The organism is Aliivibrio kagoshimensis (assembly GCF_050337105.1).
Classification (GTDB): Bacteria; Pseudomonadota; Gammaproteobacteria; order Enterobacterales; family Vibrionaceae; genus Aliivibrio_A; species Aliivibrio_A kagoshimensis.
In genome coordinates this window covers 1-17,802 of sequence record NZ_JAKJSQ010000003.1, presented here as the reverse complement: position 1 = coordinate 17,802, position 17,802 = coordinate 1, and the positions used below count along the sequence as shown (strand labels likewise).

Sequence of the window (17,802 nt, the reverse complement as noted above, 5' to 3'; positions counted from 1 at the left end):
TTGTCCTTAATGCACGCTTGCTATGATCTACTTATATGATTTACTCACTGCAATCATCGTTATAAGTGAGAGTGTAACTACGAGACAGATCCGCACTCTGTCTTGGTTGATACTTCACAAAACAGCGGCTTGGTACCCCCTCTTCATGCAGCTTATCATTTGAACCTTTAATGATGAAATAACTCATCCCATCAAAAATTTTCATTTCAAAATTGTCTGCGGTGATTGGCATTTTACCAATGCCGTCAGCGTTTATGGTTGGGGTTCCGTAGGTGATCTCAATCCCTTCTAAAAAGATCGGATCTCGACCCGTAACATTGGCGCTTTTCTCTAACCCATGGATTACTGACTTGGCATAAACCTGATCGACACTGGCTTTAAGGTTAGCATTAAGCAGCTGTACAGCGCTGCTAAGTGCATCATTGTGAACCACTAAAAAACGAGGAATAGCGATAATACAAAGAATACCGATCACGATAATGGCAGCAAAAAGCTCAATGCGATCCGATCTTACTCGCTTTTTCATTTATCTCTCCATACAACATTTAGAGATGCAATACGCATGTCATCTACTCTTGATACCACTGTTGCTGTTGTTCTTCATCTAAGAAAGTCCAAGCAACAAAACGACTGATTTTTTGGCCTTGTGCCATCTCATACGTTTTGATCGTGACGGCTCCCAATTTGTGGAGTAACGTTTTAAAGCTACTCACATTCTCTTTTTTCGAGATCAGCGTGGTAAACCACAAACAGTGCGTTGCAAAATCGACACTCTCTTTCGCCATATCACTGATGAATTTCATTTCACCACCTTCACACCACAACTCCGCTTTTTGTCCACCGAAATTGAGCGTTGGTTTATGGCCTTTTTGCATCATCGCTGCATTTTTACTGCCGCGTTTGCTTCTATTGTCTGCGAGATTATCCAGCTTTCTTTGTGTACCTGCGTTCGCCTCTTCTTCTGATTTATGAAAGGGTGGGTTACACATAGTGAAATCGTAAAACTCTTTTTTGCCAATAATATGTTTAAAGAAGTGCTCTGGCTTTTTTTGCCATTGACACTCGATCGCTTTTTTCAACGATGGATTATTATTAGCAATAAAGCTGGCCATTTTAATCGCAACAGGGTCGATATCAGAACCAACAAAACTCCAACCATAATCACGGTGGCCAATAATGGGATAAACGCAGTTGGCACCGATACCAATATCAAGTCCTCTAACGCCTTTACCTGTAGGAATCACGTCATCACATGAAGAAGCCAATAGATCTGCTATATTATGAATATAATCTGCACGACCAGGAATCGGTGGACATAAATAGCCCTCGGGAAGATCCCAATGTGGAACTTGATAGAAATGTGCTAACAGTGCTCGATTCAGGGTTTTAACGGCTTGGGGATCAGAGAAGTTAATTGATGGATTACCATAATCATTAACAGCCACAAATTTCGCTAGATCGGGGCAAGCTTGAGTCAATTTATCAAAGTCATATTGGCCGTGATGTCGGTTTCTTGGGTGCAATTTCGAACTATTTTTAGACATAGGAGAGAACTATTAGCGAAAGAAGCCAAAATTATAGCAAATCTGTTACCGCAACGCAGCCTGTATACTTGGTCCACCGTAATTAAATCGCTCATATAACCCTTCATTATGTGTAAAATCCCATCAATCAAAACACGATAACCCTCTATTTTGTTCGAAGCAGACACCTGTCACGGCAAAACACAATAAACAGTGGTTAAGTAAATGAATATCTTTGTGTTATTTTCAAGAGGAATTGTATGTCCGTCGAAAAATACAGACAATCGCTAGTCCCACTCTGGATTAAAGTTTTCGGCTGGTTGTTTGTCGGTCTCGCCCCTATCGCTATCTTCTCTTTTTTAGTCGCTGTCTATACCATGAGTGGCGAAGCCAATATAGACTTCCTCGGGTTTAAACTCACATCATTGGAACTCACGCCAGACTTAATTGCTATTATCGGATTTGGTTCTTACTTTGCTTTTTGTACTTATGGGTTGCTAAAAGGAAAAAGTTGGGCGGTCAATACAGGCTTAGTCAATGGCTACCTTGGCTTAGGTTTGTGTCTCTTTTACATCATCGACAATAGCAGCTCAGACTCATTAACGTTGCGTTTTGAACCCTTCTTACAGATCCCCTTTCTGATCGTTATGCACTCCATTAGCAAACGATGGAGTGAGGCAGCAAATAAGATTTATTGATGCCCCAAAAATTGGACAATCCCCCCTAGAATCATCAACGTTCTAGGGGAGACTATTCAAGGACTGTATGCTTACCTTTTTAACTTCAACACATTATCGATATCTTGCGCAGAGTGACGTTCCAACACCTGCTCCCACTCTTCACCAAAGGAACGATTAACGATACGCCCACGTTGAACCGCTTCACGAGAATCAATCTGTTTCGCCCAACGTACCACGTGAGTATATCTCTCCACCTGCAAGAACTCTGCAGCATTATAAGCTCGCCCTAAAACTAGGCTGCCATACCACGGCCAAATCGCCATATCCGCTATCGTGTACTCTTCCCCTGCGACAAAGCTGTTATTAGCTAACTGCTTATCCAACACATCTAACTGACGCTTAACTTCCATAGCGAAACGATTTATTGGGTACTCCTGCTTTTCATCAGCATAAGCATAAAAATGACCAAAACCACCACCTAAAAATGGCGCAGAACCTTGTGCCCAAAACAACCAATTAAATGTCTGAGTACGAGCAGGGCCGTTTTTAGGTAGAAATTGCTCAAACTTCTCAGCAAGGTGAACCATAATCGACGCGGATTCAAAAACGTTAATATCTGAATCACCTGATTTATCCACTAAAGCGGGGATTTTTGAATTTGGATTAACCTCAACAAACCCTGTCGAAAACTGTTCAGCTTCACTAATATTAATAAGAAAAGCATCATACTCAGCGCCTTTAATTCCTAAGGCCAGTAGCTCTTCGAGCATGATAGTCACTTTTTGACCGTTAGGTGTACCAATCGAATAAAGCTGTAGTGAGTACTCACCGATTGGCAGTTCTCGTTCAAACCTCGCACCCGCTTCAGGGCTATTTATGTTTGCCCATGCATTTCCACTGCTTGCTTCATTTTGCCAAATTGTTGGTGGTACATACTCGTTGTTATTCATCGTTTCTCCTAAAATCGTGCAGTACGAAGTTCAATTCCGTTATTGTAGAATGGATTATTAATTGGGTTAACTTTGAATGTAGACCAATTGAGTAACAAAAGAGTTTCATTATTCTGAATTGTCTGTGTGTAGCTATGTTAAAATATCAATCAACTAGAAATACCATGTATCGCGCTTTTCGCAACTAAACAATCTCACCTCTATCACTGGAAATGTATGTCTATTCCTCCTTGTCCAAACTGTAAATCAGAATTTGTTTACCAAGATCAAAATCATCTCATTTGCCCAGAGTGCGCTTATGAATGGAACCCCGCTGAAGTGCTTTCCGATGAAACGTTATCATTAAAAGACGTCAACGGAACCTTATTGACAGAAGGCGATAAACTCACCATAGCCAAAGATCTGAAAGTGAAAGGTAGTTCTCAAATACTCAAAATTGGAACTAAAGCCGTTATAAAACGTATTGTTGACGGAAAAGATCACCAATTCGACTGCAAAGTGGATGGCGTTGGCGAAATGATGATAACCGCCAAGTTTGTAAAAAAGGCTTGAAGCGTCAACAACAACACTCCAATGAATTAAAATACGACTATCCTAGTTAATGCGTGGTAAATTAGTGTTCCAAATGTAGCCAAAAGGTTAATAAGAGCATGACAAGTTTTAACGTGGTATTAGATTTTTGGTTCAATGAGGTCACTCCGTCCCAGTGGTGGGTTAAAGATTCAAGTTTTGATGCTCTTATTTCAAAGAAATTCTTAGCGTTACATGAACAAGCCAATCAGTGTGAGCTATTTGATTGGCGACATTCTGCTAAAGGGCGACTCGCGGAAATCATCGTTTTAGACCAATTCTCAAGAAATATATTTAGAGATACGCCACAAGCATTCTCATCAGACCCACTCGCATTAACTCTGTCACAAGAAGCGATCTCTTTGGGCATGCATAAGGATCTCAATGACGTTGAGCGAAGCTTTCTCTATATGCCATTCATGCACAGTGAATCATTGAAGATTCATGATGTTGCATTAGAACTATTTAAAGAGAACGGTGTGCAATCTAACATTGATTTTGAAATAAAACATCGGGATATCATTGTAAAATATAGCCGATACCCGCACCGAAATTCAATTCTAAACCGTACTTCTACTGCCGAAGAGATTGAGTTCCTCACTCAGCCGGGCTCTTCGTTTTAAAAGCACTACCTATCACTCATTATCAACTAAATAGGGGCAGTTGTGACAAGAAGAGTATTTGTTTTAAGACATGGTGAAACTCAGTTTAACGCTGAGAAGAAGCTACAAGGTCACTGTAACTCGCCACTAACGACTAAAGGCACCGCACAAGCACACAATGTTGGAGCTTCCTTAACCAAGTATTTAGGACATCAAGAGTATCGCGTTTATAGCAGTCCTTTAGGTCGAGCAATACAAACCGCGCAAATTGTTTGTGACGAGATTGGCCACCCTAGCTCTCAAATCATTGAAGACTCGAGATTAAAAGAGTTTATGTTAGGATCTTGGGAACAAAGAACCGTACCAAGTTTAGTCGCAGAAATGCCTAACTTATTAAATGATAAAGATTGGTATTTGAAAGCACCACAGGCTGAGTCTTATGAATCGGTCAAAACAAGGCTCTTGTCTTGGCTTGCGGAACGTCCCGAGTCTGAGGACATTGTCGTGATTAGCCATGCTCTTACTGGTATTGTGTTACGAGGAATCTTACTCAATTTGAGTTATAACCAAGTCTGGGAACAGGACTTACCTCAAGATGCCTTTTTCAAGATTGAACAAGGGTCTGTAGAGCGAATTAACTGCGTAATAGAGACGCCTGTCCCCTAAGTCACGTGCCTAATATGGAGTGTAGTGTGTTCGGACCCAACCCTGATCATAAAGAACCAATGACTGGATTTCCTCAAGTGGGTTATTTGAAAAACTTTATTGATAACGAACATATCATTGTTGGTGATTACACCTATTACGACGATCCCGATGGCCCTGAGAATTTTGAAAATAATGTGCTTTATCACTTTCCGTTTATTGGTGACAAATTGATTATTGGCAAGTTCTGCGCCATAGCAAAAGATGTCAAATTCATTATGAATGGCGCAAACCACAAGACCTCTGGTTTTTCATCTTATCCATTTTATATTTTTGGCAACGGCTGGGAAAAAGGCATACCTAAAGAGGGCGAGTTACCTTTTAAAGGCGATACCAAAATCGGTAATGATGTCTGGATCGGATATGACGCCACCATCATGCCAGGCGTGACCATTGGCGATGGAGCCATTATTGCCAGTAAATCGGTAGTAACAAAAGATATCCCCGCTTACTCCATTTATGGGGGAAACCCCGCGGAGCTTATTAAAGCTCGATTTGAGCAGTCTGTGATTGAGGAATTACTTCGTCTGGCATGGTGGGATTGGTCAGCGGCAAAGATCACCGCTAACCTTGAGGCAATTATGGGTTGTGATGTAATTGCACTTAAAAGCGCCGAATAAAAATAATCATACTGATATCGAGCAATATTTCATTACTCGATATCACTCTTAATATTGACCTCAAATTCTAAGATATCTCCCGGTTGGCATTCCAATGCTTCACACAACTTATCCAAAGTCGACAACCTAATCGCTTTGGCTTTGCCATTTTTCAATACTGACAAATTTGCTTCGGTGATGCCCACTTCTTGTGCCAATTGCTTTAAGCGCATTTTACGCTTAGCCATCATGACATCTACATTTATACGAATAGACATGGTTACCCCCTAAATGGTGTGGCTATTTTCATCAGATAAAAGATATCCTTCTTTCATCACCCAAGAGATGATCAAAATAATAAAACCCAATACAATATTTAAAACGTCCATCCCTTCAAAGCCAACGGCCAATACTCTCTCGCCAGGTGGATTGTTAAATGACAGTATCACTGACATGAGTGCACCATATACGACAGATGCTGCTACCCAGTAAAACAGGCTATAACCCAGTTTTTGATAGCTCAATGTATTATCTAAAGAGAAGATCTCATTCCGTTCGTAGTTTTTAAAGAGATGAATGAGCACTTTTAATGCGTACATAATAATACCGCATAATAATAAGCTTGCGATAGACGCGAACAGGCGTGTAGAAGCTGTCAAGGGTAATTGAGTATAACCACTCACATCAATGGTGTTCTCGATGATGCCTAATGTCGTCAAGAAATCATACTGAGTGTCGACAGTTAACCAGTAATAACACACAGCAATTGGGGTAAGAACAAATAAACATTGAAAAAAAACACGTACACGACGGCTCTGTTTTTGAATCTTAGACATAGTAATAACCTCGTAAATTTGATGAGGCCATACTAGAACATAACAAACCGAAGAGCAATAATAAATTATCGTTTAACGATAATTTATTATTGCTTAATCCCTGAGCCACCAACTTAACGTACCGATTATAAACTGTCTAGCAGACGCTCAGCCGTACTAACTTCAAATACCTTTGGTGCTTCAACATTCAATGCAGTAACGACCCCATTATCAATAATCATCGAATATCGTTGTGAACGTACACCACCAAAACCTTCGGTATCTTTGTCCAGACCGAGTGCTTTAGTAAAGCTGGCATCACCGTCTGCAAGCATCATCAACTCTGAAGCATTCTGCATCTCGCCCCAAGCGTGCATAACAAAAGCATCATTGACCGAAACACAGGCAATAATATCAATACCTTTCGCTTTAATCTGATCAGCCAGTGTGACATATCCTGGTAAATGCGCTGCCGAACACGTTGGGGTGAACGCGCCAGGTACCGCAAAAAGTGCCACTTTCTTACCTGAAAACAACGTCATAATTCGATGGTCTATTAACCCCTCTTCGGTTAACTGACTCAAATTAGCAACGGGTAAGGTTTGTCCAACTTCGATCATCTGATTGTCCTTAATTGAATGAATCTGTTCACAGTTTAGTCGTTAAGGTTGAGCCTAACCACCACCCTCTTTCGCTATCTCTAGCAGAGTCTGATATTTTTTTCCTATCCCCTGCCAAGTAAAGTGGTCTAAATTGAGCGTACGAATAGGTTGCTCACTGGCCACCACCTCTTCAAGTTTTCTACGTAACTCATCGATGTAGTACTTTCGATGTTCTACCGCAATATTATCAATTCCCTCAAGCTCAGGCATCGAAACAAAGTGAACCCTCCCACTTTGAACAATGTCCTCACCCAGCGCCCCACGTAACCCAGGAAGATCGTTCACAATAACGGTCATTCCAGACGCAAGGGCTTCAATAACCACCATTGGGAAACCTTCGTAATACGAGGGAAGTACGAGAATGTGGCCTCCCTTCATTTGTTCAGCTAGGAGGTGCTGTTCGGTTCTGCCAAGAAGATCGACACGCTTGTTTAGTTGGTTCGCTTTTTCTTTAAGGGTCTCGCCTTCACGGCCACTAATACCACCAGCAATCTTCAAGATAATAGTCTGACGATCAATATCCGCACCTTCATAAGCATCCAGAAGTTCATCAACCCCTTTGGCGTACGCTACTTTACCTACATACCAAATCTCTTTGCTTGCTCTCTTCGAATCATTATTGCCAAACAATGTTTCATCATAACCAAGGCCCATTACTTCAATCTTGCGATGGTCGATAGAAAAAACATCCGCAATTTGATCTTTTTGTCTTTCGTGAAGTGCACAAACTCTATCCAGCGTCGCTATCTGTCTTTTAATGTAATCAGTCTCTAAATCGTGGGTCAAAAGTTGGCGAATATCTGTCGCATGGCAGACCCCAATCACTTTACTGTCAGTAAAGACCTCTTTCACCATCGAAGTAAGAAGATAAAGGTGATGACTGACCACGACATCAGGCGAGAAGGCATGATTAACCTCGATTAAGCGCTCTCTAAAAGCCGATTTCCACCGCTGTAATTTATCCCCTCTTAACTCACGATAGATCGTGCTGTCATAGGGCATTCTGTCACTCATTCCCGCAACCGGGAAATCCAATGCCCCTTGCCGAAATACCACTGGATAAAACGGCACCTCAACCTGAATGTCATCGTCTCTGTCTATACCCGCGATAAGAGCTTGCTCGCAGTCACCGAGCTGTTTAATCAGATTTTTTACATATACCCCACTGCCTGTATCTTGGGGTTTTTGGGCTATTACATGTAATACCTTCATACCTTCCCTACTGATTTATACACTACCCAGCAGTACCTCTGCTATATATCACTTCCCTTCCGTGAAGCCTTTGAATATTGCAACATTTTACTCAACAGCCAAAATTACCACGAATAACAGTAGGTTCACCATTACCGTAATACTTACACTTTTATACCAAACGTTTTTGCTAGCTCATAGACATTAAAATTCCCTCTAAGGTCCATACCAGTATCACGGTTTTCATTATTATCTGATAGAACCTTGAAGTCACTTTTACTTGTTCTGCTAAAGTGTCCTTCATCAAGAAAAGTTTCTTCAATTATGGTGACCTTACCCCCATATTTTTGTTGCCAATAGAGCAAACCGGCGCCATGATCCCAATGTTTTTCTAGACGAGTTTTAAATTCAATTTCATTCGGGCAGTTAGGGTGAAAGGCCCAACCTTGCCACATGCTACAACCATGATTAAATATATCTTTACTGGCCTTATTAGTAATACAACCTGCTAACTCAAAGAGTTTTGTTGGTTTAGGAAAAAATCGTTGTAGCCATTTATATTTTATTTTAGTCAGGTTCGTCATGGCGATTTCACCATCAGGCAGAGATTTGAATATATCAGAAAGGTGAGCCATTTTTGGGGGGCTAATCAAAAGATCGGAATGAAAAAATGCTAACCGCTCCGCAAATAAAAAAATAAAGTCTAACGGTAAGTGCATGTAAAAAATTGGTAAGTTTAACCCTTGATTAAAGTCGACTAAAACAGCGCCTTCAACAAGCTTTGTTGGCGCCCCACTTCGAGGATCATAACCAACAACCGGTGTCCAGCCAGCTTCAATCACCATCTTCTGTTGTACGTATGCCCAGTCTTCATCGACACTCCATACTAACCAGGGATATTCAATACCTGAAATGGCCTTCTTCCATTCATGTGCCGCCTTATAAAGATCGTCGAGACTTAGCGTATTTTCATATTGCATATTTAATGCCTGAAATGCTCGCCAATTCGCATTCCCAAGCCGCTTTAGTAATCTATCTTTATCAGTGAAGGTTGTGTCCTGATTCCCATCTTTATTTGAATTATTGATAGTCGTCTTAATATTGTTATTTATAAAAACTGGCGTATTCATCATAGCTCCGTTGATAATTCATCCAACAATAATATAACCAATACATTAACTTATCTTTAACTTAATTCAATAATTGTTTTCAATTTGTCTCAATAATAACGCGAACATTTAAAGGAAATACAATTCCCAGAGTAGTGTTATTTATAAATATATAAATCGGCATTTTTCTTATAACACTAACGAGAAAACTGATCAGACCAGTACGATCGAGATCTCTTTTTTGACCCATAAATGTTAAATCATTTAACATTTTCTGTAACGTAGAGTGACTCGGCAACGCTAATAGGAATCACAATGAGCCACTCACTGTTTAAATCTAATCTCATGCTTAAAGTTTTTGGCTTTTTCAAAGTCCCCCTGATCTTTTGGTGCAGACCGAAAATCATCGCCATGGACGAACAGACTTTAGCGGTTAGAATTCCGTTATTACGCCGGAATAAAAACCACCTTAATAGCATGTATTTTGGCGTGTTAGCCGTTGGTGCGGATGTCGCGGGAGGGTTTTTAGCCTTTCATAAAGCCAATAACTGTGGTCGAAAAATTTCATTAGCGTTTAAAGATTTTGATGCTAAGTTTCTTAAACGCCCTGAGGCAGATGTCGTATTTACCTGCAGTGAAGGGGCCGTGATTGACCAGATGCTGGCTGAAACCTTTCACAGTAAAGAACGAATTAATAAGCCAGTACAGATCGTAGCTACCTGCCCCTCTATCAGCGGTGATGAACCTGTCGCACTCTTTACCTTAACGTTATCTATCAAGGTTATTGATTAATCATCATATTTAGGCCTGAGAAAATGGCTCAATAGCGTTAACGATGACTATTCAACCTACAGTTTTCATGATAATTTCATTATGATCTTATTATATGGATATTGTCATGTTTCGGCGATCTTCTCTCTCATTGTTGCTTATGTTGCTTGCCAGTTCTGCCTACTCTGAGCAGAACTTTTCGGCGATCAACCGATTTGAGAAAATTTTCGCTGCCACGGTTGTATTAACGGATAGCAGTGCCATCACTTTTGGTATTACTGACTTTGATCCTAGTGAGTTCGTCTCACTGCCCGGTGATGGTGACATTGAGCATCCCGACTCCGTTGAACTACGCAAAAAAATCACGGTATACTCCTTCCCTTACACCTACGAGTTCCCAGACGATAACGATGACTGGAGCCAAAGCATTACTGGTCGAATCGCCTATTTGCGTGTTGATCAAACGACGGAATTTTTTGAGGCTCAAGGATTAACCCCAGATCAAAATAAAGATGAGGTGGTTGCAGCCTATTTCGAATACGCTCAAGAACACCGCCTCTCTAAAGGGTGGTCATTCGGTTACGGCGTGGGGAATCACCTCATGTATTACGCCAATACCTACTCCTATCGAAATCAAATCAGTGAAGAGCTGAAACCGCGTTTAGATGGGACATTTTTAAATACCTCTACCAACACTTACCTCATAGAGCCGACGATAAAATTCATCTACCGAGAACCTACAGATTGGGGAGAGTGGCGATTTGATAATCACTACTACTATTTTTATGGCCAAGGCTTCGGAGGCTCTTCTGAGGTAAGTAAAGAAGCAAACCCTGAAGGCTGGCGTCTGATTAATATGCTACAAATGACTTATCAGCTAACGGGAGAAAATGCGTTTGCTCAATCACTATTCCTACGTGGTAAGCGCGTGGATGTGGGTGGTGATATAACCTCAAGTTTTGGTACCCACCACTATTTAGAAGCCAGTATTGGTTGGTTACTCAATACCACAAACAAACTCCCTTTTTTAGATAATGTAGGGATCGGATTTAATTTTAATTATGGCAGTGCACTTCGTGGCGGCAGTATCGTTCTGTTCTATAACGAAATGTAATTGTCGCAGAAAATAAAGTGTCTATCCTGCCATAGCGATTCACCGAAAAATTCCAAAAAAAAAGGATTGGCTATAGGCCAATCCTTTTTCATCAATCATTTGACTCGATAAATTACTCGTAATCTGAAGCGTAAGTCTCTTCATACGTGTGCGAGTAAAGCTCAAACAAGTTACCAAACGGGTCTTCTAAATAAACCATTTTCGCTTGCTTGCTGTCGTCTTCTGGATGGTAGCGCATAATGTCCATGCGAACTTTACCGCCATACTGTTCAGTACGCTCAATCACGCCAGTAAAGTCGTCAGTTTGTAAACAGAAGTGAAAGATACCTAAGCGAGAAAAATCCACTTCATGGCGCTCTTGACGCTCTTTCATCTCAAACATTTCAACGCCGATGCCGTCAGAGGTAACTAGGTGTGCAATGTTAAAGCCTTTAAAACCTTCACCAAATACAGCGATACACATACGACCAATAGCAGATTCTCGCTCTTCGATAACTTTAGTATTGTTCATCACAATTTTTAGGCCCAGCGCTTTGGTGTAAAACTCAACCGCTTTGTCCATATCGCCAACCATGATGCCTACGTGATTCATTTTCATAATCTGCTCCAATCTCTAAGAATTCGTTTTGTGTTTTGTTTCGATAAAGAGAGTATAGGGAAGAGTTATCATTTCTAAAAATTATCATAAATTATCAAAATAATAATTTTGTGWTATTAATGAGATAAGAGATGGCTCCTTCAGTGTCTGTCCTTTTATAAAAAAACCCAAAGAACAGCGTCTTTGGGCTTGGTAAAGTGTGGATTATGTATCTCAGTCGATTACATGTATTTGTCGAAGAAACTAATGATGGCCTGTTCTGCTTCTGGTCCATCCGGACAGTGACCTGAATTACCGTAGTATGCCACTTCACCTTTTGTTGAAAGACCTGCGGTATATACCATCTCTTCTGGTGGGTTTACCATGTCATCTTTAGTGTTAATTGCCAGTACAGGAACATCCGTTTCGTTAGCTTTAAATCCTTTCGTCTTCAGCGCTAGCGGAATCGTCCACTCACCGTAAGAGTTCAAATCACTTACATCTTTTACACCAATACGGTAGCCGTAAGACATTGATGACATCAGCGGAGCATGGTGGAATACTTGTGTATCAGTCAATACATCAGTCACCACGGCACAGCGTGCAACACCAGCTTTTAGCTCTGGCGTGTTCAGGACGAATGTCATCAGTGGTACACCACCGCCCGATGAACTCAATGCGCCAACATTGCTGCTGTCTAATTTCGTATTTGATTTCACATAAGCCAATGCGGCTTGGTGTGCCTGATCTTCTTTGCCAAGTTCAATAATGATGTTGTTGTTCAGGCCGCCACCAGGAATATCAAACGTAAGAACAGCAAAGCCCTCTTTAATTAACCCCTCAATCGCTTCACGGTGCTCGGTCAAAATTTTATCGACGCCGCCAGTGTAAAGAATAACACCCGGTTTTGTCTCATCCTTTGGAGTGTGTAATAGGCCAGTGATAGTACCACCATCTGGAAGCGGCATTTCTACTCGCTCTACATCAATAGTTTTACTCAATGACTCAGCTTTAAGGTACATCTCTAAAGAGCGCTCAATTGCTCTGTTTTCGTGCTCAGTCAGGTGGTTCGGGTATGACGCAATCAAGTACATCATGGACGCCTTGCGATATGAGTCATAGTCGCTTGCTGATTTTGCAAAAACATCTGCAGCTTGGGTGAACTCGTATGTCCAGTGACCTGCATCATTGGTGTTGATGAAGTCGCGCAGCGGTTCACCTGAGTCAACTTTTTCTAGGATTGTTCGAATCTCTTGCTCTGGAACAATATTTTTCCAATCTTCCATTCTTAGCTCACGGAACCACTGAGACTGATCGGCCTCTAGCGCTTGTTCACCACGGAATTTTTCATGTGTATCGAGATTGTTTGCCGTTGCGCCAAATGCAGTTAGGCCAAGTAATACGCTTAGGGTGATCAATTTCTTATTCATTTAATTCTCTTCTTATGTAAATGGATAAATTCAATACGTGTAGAGTATTCTCACCGATGTCGAAAAAATGTCATTGAACCTTCTGAAGAACAAATAAAAATGAAATTCAAGTGTCTGTCCCAATTTAAATTACCAATCAACAAAACTTAAGTGGCTGTCTTAATTGTATTTTTATTGAAAAATGGATTGTTGATATGATTTTACCTGTTAACATTAAGTCAAAACCAATAAAAAAATATTGAGAGAAATTACTATGTTGTGGATTGACATATTCGCTAACCTAGCGCTAGCAACGTTCGTATTGCTAAAAACAGAGTCCTACCTGTATTTTTGCCTATTTGTATTCTGCTACATCATTGTCACGATTGCCGTGTATGTATATGAAGAGAGCTGGTTTAACACGTCACGTAACCCTTTCGTTTGGATCATAAAAGACGTCACCGGCTTAGGATTAACCCTACTCCTTCATTGGCTTATAGAAACATTTTCAAACATTACTCAAAAGATTGCTGAACTCGGATACTCAATAAGTAAGGGGGACAAAGAGAGCATAGAAAGGGCAGGAAAAGCGGTGCAAGATACATTACTACCCGATCCTGAGAGCGTCAATTTGCAGCTTGAACATATAGATACCGTCATCACTGATCTGGCTTCTTATAATGGCCTATTTGGCTATAGCGCCATTCAAATGACGTTACTCGTCTATTTATTGGTGAAAATCATTTGGATCATTATTTATTTTGTAAAGAAATAAAGTTAAATGCTAATAAGTATTAAGTGTCTGTCCTGATAGAGATTCAAATTACTCGTTGGTAATGTAGAGTCGATGATTCATTTCAATTTCGTCGATGAATGACGCTTCAACACCCTCATGAGTAGCAATCTTCCTCCACTGCCTTACTGCTGCACTCACTTCATTCAAAATTTTAACGGCATCCTTTCTTAAGGATTGGGGAACCGCGCCTAATAAGTCTTCTCTCACAAAGTTATTCCGTTTCCCATTTATCGACAATTGATGGCTGTCCACCCAAGGAGAGCCAGGTTTATAGCTGTAAGCTAAGTCAAATGCTGGTGCTAATTCCCATCTCCTCTGCTCATTTAGGATAAAACCCCAGTTTTTGCTGTGGTCATCATGGTTACGAGCGATCACGTTAAAAGCCATGCGTCTAAAAATCTCCAAAGCGGCCATTCGATCTAAACGCATCGCTCGTATTAGGCTGAATAACTCTTCATAACTGTATGAACCCGGTTTTTTAAAATCAGCATGATCCATCGCGCACAAGGATTGGTAATGCACCTTCTTATTCCTGTTACGATCAAATCGCTTCGTCATAAAATGGGCTCGTCCATTCTCTCTTAAGAGCTCACAGTGTGAGATCGTTATGCCTGCTTCTTGTGCCATTAAATAGTAGGCGTACTCCATCAATCCAAACCCTTTTGGATCACCGAAAACCTCACTGATAGAAGAGCGCTCTACAACACCATCAAATTTAATAAGAAAGTGTTCGAAATCTTTTGGGCAATCCACTTGACCTGAACGAATCTGCGTCCGCTCTCTGTTTACCGAAATAACGGCCTTGGCACGTGCACCACCCGCCGATGTACCAACTTGTACGATACTACTTAAAGCTTGTTCAGTCCCATCCGAATCAGTGATATCTTCATGGATATTGTTTCTCTGATCGAGTACGGATTGTGCCATTGAAACCAGAGAATCCATTACAATGAGATCGCTACTATTTTTTATATTTGTTGTAAGTGCTGGGGTATACTCTAATGCCCCCATACCACGAGAACCTGTATAAAGCAGTCTCTCTAAGGCACTAAAGGATGGCGAACTACGCCCTTGCCGAGCAAGCCAAGCATTTATTACTGCATTACCAAAATCATCAGGTAAAGTATCTGCAAATGCGGCAGGAAGCCCTTTATAGGTAGGGAAACCCAAGTTAGGGAAGCTAAAAATACCACTTTGTAATGGAAGCTGTTGTGAAATTGCAAAGCCATTTCTTAACCACGCTGGAAAATATTCAAAACTCACCACTCCAGTGGTGGAGTTTTCCGCTAATGCGCCGACATCCTGATCAAAAATGGATACTTTAGCTGTATTGTATTTTTCAGTTACCAATCCAGATTCTCCTTATCATCCTCTATATTCTTTTTAGGAGTTACAGCCTTGACCCTCTGACGCAACTTTCCTTTCATTTGTAACAACTGGACAGGGCTGATATCTAAATCTGGTAAGAAAGCGTCCACTCCATCTAACGCTTCTAATACTCTTAACACTTTTATGATATTGATTAATGTTGCTTTACCGTCAATCATATTTTGATATGTAGAGCGACTGATTCCCGCTTTTTGTGCCAACGCAGATTGAGTGAGCGGTATACGGTTATCTAATCTTCTTCTCTCAATTCTACGTCCTACTTCTATTGAAAGCGTTTCATCAGAAGTGGCGTAAACATCATTTTTCATACTATGACCTAAATTTGAATCTTTATCTGAACATATGTTTATTATGACTTAAATTTAAGGCTTTACAAGCAGCCTTATCGGTCCAAAGAATCATCATTATGACTTAAAAGGCAATCTTTATACTTATTTATCACTATTAATGACTTAAAAATAAGGCATTATGAATTGCAAAGAAGTTGAAGTGTCTTGTGCTATTTATTTTTTGCTACATCATTGTCACGATTGCTGTGTATATATATGAAGAAAGTTGGTTTAACACGTCACGTAACCCCTTCGTTTGGATCGTTATTTTTTTTGTAAAGAAATAAAGCTCAATGCTAATGAGTATTAAGTGTCTGTCCTGACAAATCACAAATCTCACTTCAAAACTTAACTCTGCAACAAACCCAGCTTGAAGCGGTAAAATTATTGTTATCGCTGACAATTAATGATCTGTTGATACAAAAAGTATTCTTCACCTGGGTTAGAATATCTGTTAAAAATACACAAACGTTAGGTTAAGAAATGAAATATCGTATAGGTTTGTTGTTCTTTGTAAGTGTATTATCTACAGCAGGTGAGTTTTCTCCAGTAGATCCACCTGTAGAGGGATGTCCGGGAAATTTCTTTACTCAAAAAGCTCGAGTTTTTGATATCGTGACGATTTGTGCGACCTCATTGGTACCCAAAGATAAACTCAAGCATGCTGCAAATGTGGCAGCACAATGGTTGGACAATGATCAAAATGGACAGATTGATGAACCCAGTCTTATCGCACCGTTGCGAAGCAACCATGCCACTTTGTTAATGAGTAAATCAGGCTTTAACGATAAAGCATTTGAGACCTTTGAACCTTATCTTGATCCTATGATTGGACAAGATTTATCGGCTGACGAAACGACACCCGTTTTGGGGCGAGACGCGTCGCAAGAGGAAATACATCATCTGATAGTGAATGCTGGATGGCAACCTTACTTACCTTCTGTTTTTAGTGATAAAAAAGCCAAACAAAGCGAGCTTTATCAACAGTGGCTAATTGCAGAAAAAAAGGGACTGTACAGCTATGATGACACAACCTGTGATGATGCCTGTAAAACAATAGAGTTCTTTTACTTAGCAACAGCTGCTTATCTAGGTTCAGGTGCAGATTTGGAAAGTGATGAAATGCGAGTAAAAAATCGCGAAGAGTTAAAATCCTCATTGCCTGATTTAGCCTTATTAATGGAGTCCAATCGCTATCATTATCCGATTCATATATGGCCGGATGGTAATTATCGTTACTCAGAGAATATTACTTTAACGTCGGTTAAAGATGACTAAAAAGACGCCTAATGTCGGTGGATAATAAGGTTAGTCGCTTTTGGCTCTATCAGTTGAGATGAACGGGGTAGGTAAGCTAAATTACTTCCGCCTCTTTGTGAGTTTGCGCAATATAACCGAGTACAATTTAATCTGAGAATTACCTAACTTTTCTTAATGATTGTAGTATCTATATATGTGTGACAATACTGGAACTAACGCTATGAGAGCACCATTTCAGGTACTAATATTCCCATACAAATTTGAAAAAGCAGAACCCATCTTCTTGATTGCTTGCCGAACAGACAACGTTAACCGGTATTGATTGGGTTCAATTAGATTCTATGTGTATGCTACCTAGAGTTTTTTATTCTGGTTATGATAAATGGAGCGACCACCTTTATGTGATACCAGAATACTCATTCTCTGTGCAGGTTTCGGGTAAACCACAGTTATCTTCCGAACATACAGAGTTTCTCTGGTGTAAGGCATCTGAAGCTAGCAAACTTCTCAAGTATGATTCAAATCGAATGGCTTTATGGGAGTTATGCGAGCGTCTTAAATTTCATCACATGAACACCTAAAAAAAACGAATCTACCCCTTTTCGAGTTCGAGCAACCAATCATCCACATTTGGCAGCAGAGACTCCTTCAATAAGGGATCTGTTTTATTCTTTATACTCTCGCCAATAAAAACGTCATAAAACTAAATTAAAATAATTAACCAAAATACAAGACAACGGTTTATACATGA

21 protein-coding genes and 1 pseudogene are annotated in these 17,802 nt (G+C 40.4%); 10 read left to right on the top strand and 12 right to left on the bottom strand.

Features of this window, described 5'->3' with window-relative positions; all coding sequences use genetic code 11:
• Nucleotides 1–40: 40 nt before the first annotated feature.
• Complete coding sequence (locus tag L4C32_RS00990) at nt 41–526, bottom strand: hypothetical protein (RefSeq protein WP_428194983.1); 486 nt, start codon at nt 524–526, stop codon at nt 41–43.
• Between the two features lie 43 nt (nt 527–569).
• Nucleotides 570–1,544, bottom strand: coding sequence for a 23S rRNA (adenine(1618)-N(6))-methyltransferase RlmF (gene rlmF / locus L4C32_RS00985; RefSeq protein ID WP_428194982.1), 975 nt, complete (start codon nt 1,542–1,544; stop codon nt 570–572).
• Between the two features lie 239 nt (nt 1,545–1,783).
• Here rlmF and L4C32_RS00980 point away from each other — a divergent pair, with 239 nt between their 5' ends.
• Nucleotides 1,784–2,221, top strand: coding sequence for a hypothetical protein (locus tag L4C32_RS00980; protein ID WP_428194981.1), 438 nt, complete (start codon nt 1,784–1,786; stop codon nt 2,219–2,221).
• Between the two features lie 71 nt (nt 2,222–2,292).
• Here the strand turns inward: L4C32_RS00980 and yghU are convergent, their stop codons facing one another.
• Nucleotides 2,293–3,153: a glutathione-dependent disulfide-bond oxidoreductase gene (gene yghU, locus L4C32_RS00975; RefSeq protein WP_428194980.1), complete on the bottom strand. Its 861-nt coding sequence runs from the start codon at nt 3,151–3,153 to the stop codon at nt 2,293–2,295.
• Between the two features lie 216 nt (nt 3,154–3,369).
• Here yghU and L4C32_RS00970 point away from each other — a divergent pair, with 216 nt between their 5' ends.
• From L4C32_RS00970 to L4C32_RS00955, 4 genes are all read left to right on the top strand, one after another.
• Nucleotides 3,370–3,705 (top strand): zinc ribbon domain-containing protein YjdM, encoded by a 336-nt coding sequence (locus L4C32_RS00970; RefSeq protein ID WP_428194979.1) that lies wholly within the window; start codon nt 3,370–3,372, stop codon nt 3,703–3,705.
• Between the two features lie 98 nt (nt 3,706–3,803).
• Nucleotides 3,804–4,346, top strand: a complete 543-nt coding sequence (locus L4C32_RS00965) for a DUF924 family protein (protein WP_428194978.1) — start codon at nt 3,804–3,806, stop codon at nt 4,344–4,346.
• 42 nt (nt 4,347–4,388) lie between these two features.
• Nucleotides 4,389–4,991 (top strand): histidine phosphatase family protein, encoded by a 603-nt coding sequence (locus tag L4C32_RS00960; RefSeq protein WP_428194977.1) that lies wholly within the window; start codon nt 4,389–4,391, stop codon nt 4,989–4,991.
• 14 nt (nt 4,992–5,005) lie between these two features.
• Complete coding sequence (locus tag L4C32_RS00955) at nt 5,006–5,650, top strand: Vat family streptogramin A O-acetyltransferase (RefSeq protein WP_428194976.1); 645 nt, start codon at nt 5,006–5,008, stop codon at nt 5,648–5,650.
• A gap of 32 nt (nt 5,651–5,682) precedes the next feature.
• On the opposite strand, the gene L4C32_RS00950 is transcribed toward L4C32_RS00955, so the two are convergent.
• The 5 genes from L4C32_RS00950 to L4C32_RS00930 all read right to left on the bottom strand — a co-directional run bounded on the left by L4C32_RS00950 (nt 5,683) and on the right by L4C32_RS00930 (nt 9,427).
• The gene (locus L4C32_RS00950; protein WP_428194975.1) at nt 5,683–5,907 is read right to left on the bottom strand and encodes a helix-turn-helix domain-containing protein; all 225 of its coding nucleotides are present in this window, start codon (nt 5,905–5,907) and stop codon (nt 5,683–5,685) included.
• Between the two features lie 9 nt (nt 5,908–5,916).
• A complete protein-coding gene (locus L4C32_RS00945; RefSeq protein WP_428194974.1) occupies nt 5,917–6,465 on the bottom strand; it encodes a DUF2975 domain-containing protein in 549 nt (182 codons plus the stop codon).
• Nucleotides 6,466–6,590: 125 nt separating this feature from the next.
• A complete protein-coding gene (locus L4C32_RS00940; protein WP_428194973.1) occupies nt 6,591–7,064 on the bottom strand; it encodes a peroxiredoxin in 474 nt (157 codons plus the stop codon).
• Between the two features lie 54 nt (nt 7,065–7,118).
• A complete protein-coding gene (locus tag L4C32_RS00935) occupies nt 7,119–8,318 on the bottom strand; it encodes a glycosyltransferase family 4 protein (RefSeq protein WP_428194972.1) in 1,200 nt (399 codons plus the stop codon).
• 143 nt (nt 8,319–8,461) lie between these two features.
• The gene (locus L4C32_RS00930) at nt 8,462–9,427 is read right to left on the bottom strand and encodes a hypothetical protein (protein WP_428194971.1); all 966 of its coding nucleotides are present in this window, start codon (nt 9,425–9,427) and stop codon (nt 8,462–8,464) included.
• Between the two features lie 294 nt (nt 9,428–9,721).
• On the opposite strand from L4C32_RS00930, the gene L4C32_RS00925 reads away from it, so the two are divergent.
• Nucleotides 9,722–10,198 (top strand): PaaI family thioesterase, encoded by a 477-nt coding sequence (locus L4C32_RS00925; RefSeq protein ID WP_428194970.1) that lies wholly within the window; start codon nt 9,722–9,724, stop codon nt 10,196–10,198.
• A gap of 106 nt (nt 10,199–10,304) precedes the next feature.
• Nucleotides 10,305–11,291: a Solitary outer membrane autotransporter beta-barrel domain gene (locus tag L4C32_RS00920; protein WP_428194969.1), complete on the top strand. Its 987-nt coding sequence runs from the start codon at nt 10,305–10,307 to the stop codon at nt 11,289–11,291.
• 112 nt (nt 11,292–11,403) lie between these two features.
• On the opposite strand, the gene L4C32_RS00915 is transcribed toward L4C32_RS00920, so the two are convergent.
• A complete protein-coding gene (locus L4C32_RS00915; RefSeq protein WP_428194968.1) occupies nt 11,404–11,889 on the bottom strand; it encodes a VOC family protein in 486 nt (161 codons plus the stop codon).
• 221 nt (nt 11,890–12,110) lie between these two features.
• Complete coding sequence (locus L4C32_RS00910; RefSeq protein WP_428194967.1) at nt 12,111–13,298, bottom strand: alpha/beta hydrolase; 1,188 nt, start codon at nt 13,296–13,298, stop codon at nt 12,111–12,113.
• A 253-nt stretch (nt 13,299–13,551) separates the two neighbouring features.
• On the opposite strand from L4C32_RS00910, the gene L4C32_RS00905 reads away from it, so the two are divergent.
• The gene (locus L4C32_RS00905; RefSeq protein ID WP_428194966.1) at nt 13,552–14,052 is read left to right on the top strand and encodes a hypothetical protein; all 501 of its coding nucleotides are present in this window, start codon (nt 13,552–13,554) and stop codon (nt 14,050–14,052) included.
• A 48-nt stretch (nt 14,053–14,100) separates the two neighbouring features.
• Here the strand turns inward: L4C32_RS00905 and L4C32_RS00900 are convergent, their stop codons facing one another.
• Together L4C32_RS00900 and L4C32_RS00895 are read right to left on the bottom strand one after the other, a co-directional pair.
• On the bottom strand, nt 14,101–15,423 hold the full coding sequence (locus L4C32_RS00900; RefSeq protein WP_428194965.1) for a type II toxin-antitoxin system HipA family toxin: 1,323 nt from the start codon (nt 15,421–15,423) through the stop codon (nt 14,101–14,103).
• On the bottom strand, nt 15,417–15,770 hold the full coding sequence (locus L4C32_RS00895; RefSeq protein WP_428194964.1) for a helix-turn-helix domain-containing protein: 354 nt from the start codon (nt 15,768–15,770) through the stop codon (nt 15,417–15,419). Before L4C32_RS00895 ends, L4C32_RS00900 begins: the two co-directional genes overlap by 7 nt.
• A gap of 504 nt (nt 15,771–16,274) precedes the next feature.
• On the opposite strand from L4C32_RS00895, the gene L4C32_RS00890 reads away from it, so the two are divergent.
• Together L4C32_RS00890 and L4C32_RS00885 are read left to right on the top strand one after the other, a co-directional pair.
• Nucleotides 16,275–17,069, top strand: coding sequence for a hypothetical protein (locus L4C32_RS00890; RefSeq protein ID WP_428194963.1), 795 nt, complete (start codon nt 16,275–16,277; stop codon nt 17,067–17,069).
• Nucleotides 17,070–17,271: 202 nt separating this feature from the next.
• Nucleotides 17,272–17,632, top strand: a pseudogene (locus tag L4C32_RS00885) (NUDIX hydrolase).
• The last annotated feature ends 170 nt before the right edge of the window (nt 17,633–17,802 follow it).

Coding starts and splice junctions, on each gene's coding strand:
- L4C32_RS00945 (WP_428194974.1), bottom strand. CDS start 6,465: ATGTCTAAGATTCAAAAACAGAGCCGTCGTGTACGTGTTTTTTTTCAA.
- L4C32_RS00990 (WP_428194983.1), bottom strand. CDS start 526: ATGAAAAAGCGAGTAAGATCGGATCGCATTGAGCTTTTTGCTGCCATT.
- L4C32_RS00910 (WP_428194967.1), bottom strand. CDS start 13,298: ATGAATAAGAAATTGATCACCCTAAGCGTATTACTTGGCCTAACTGCA.
- L4C32_RS00940 (WP_428194973.1), bottom strand. CDS start 7,064: ATGATCGAAGTTGGACAAACCTTACCCGTTGCTAATTTGAGTCAGTTA.
- L4C32_RS00980 (WP_428194981.1), top strand. CDS start 1,784: ATGTCCGTCGAAAAATACAGACAATCGCTAGTCCCACTCTGGATTAAA.
- yghU (WP_428194980.1), bottom strand. CDS start 3,153: ATGAATAACAACGAGTATGTACCACCAACAATTTGGCAAAATGAAGCA.
- L4C32_RS00955 (WP_428194976.1), top strand. CDS start 5,006: ATGGAGTGTAGTGTGTTCGGACCCAACCCTGATCATAAAGAACCAATG.
- L4C32_RS00895 (WP_428194964.1), bottom strand. CDS start 15,770: ATGAAAAATGATGTTTACGCCACTTCTGATGAAACGCTTTCAATAGAA.
- L4C32_RS00965 (WP_428194978.1), top strand. CDS start 3,804: ATGACAAGTTTTAACGTGGTATTAGATTTTTGGTTCAATGAGGTCACT.
- rlmF (WP_428194982.1), bottom strand. CDS start 1,544: ATGTCTAAAAATAGTTCGAAATTGCACCCAAGAAACCGACATCACGGC.
- L4C32_RS00925 (WP_428194970.1), top strand. CDS start 9,722: ATGAGCCACTCACTGTTTAAATCTAATCTCATGCTTAAAGTTTTTGGC.
- L4C32_RS00890 (WP_428194963.1), top strand. CDS start 16,275: ATGAAATATCGTATAGGTTTGTTGTTCTTTGTAAGTGTATTATCTACA.
- L4C32_RS00950 (WP_428194975.1), bottom strand. CDS start 5,907: ATGTCTATTCGTATAAATGTAGATGTCATGATGGCTAAGCGTAAAATG.
- L4C32_RS00970 (WP_428194979.1), top strand. CDS start 3,370: ATGTCTATTCCTCCTTGTCCAAACTGTAAATCAGAATTTGTTTACCAA.
- L4C32_RS00935 (WP_428194972.1), bottom strand. CDS start 8,318: ATGAAGGTATTACATGTAATAGCCCAAAAACCCCAAGATACAGGCAGT.
- L4C32_RS00920 (WP_428194969.1), top strand. CDS start 10,305: ATGTTTCGGCGATCTTCTCTCTCATTGTTGCTTATGTTGCTTGCCAGT.
- L4C32_RS00905 (WP_428194966.1), top strand. CDS start 13,552: ATGTTGTGGATTGACATATTCGCTAACCTAGCGCTAGCAACGTTCGTA.
- L4C32_RS00930 (WP_428194971.1), bottom strand. CDS start 9,427: ATGAATACGCCAGTTTTTATAAATAACAATATTAAGACGACTATCAAT.
- L4C32_RS00915 (WP_428194968.1), bottom strand. CDS start 11,889: ATGAAAATGAATCACGTAGGCATCATGGTTGGCGATATGGACAAAGCG.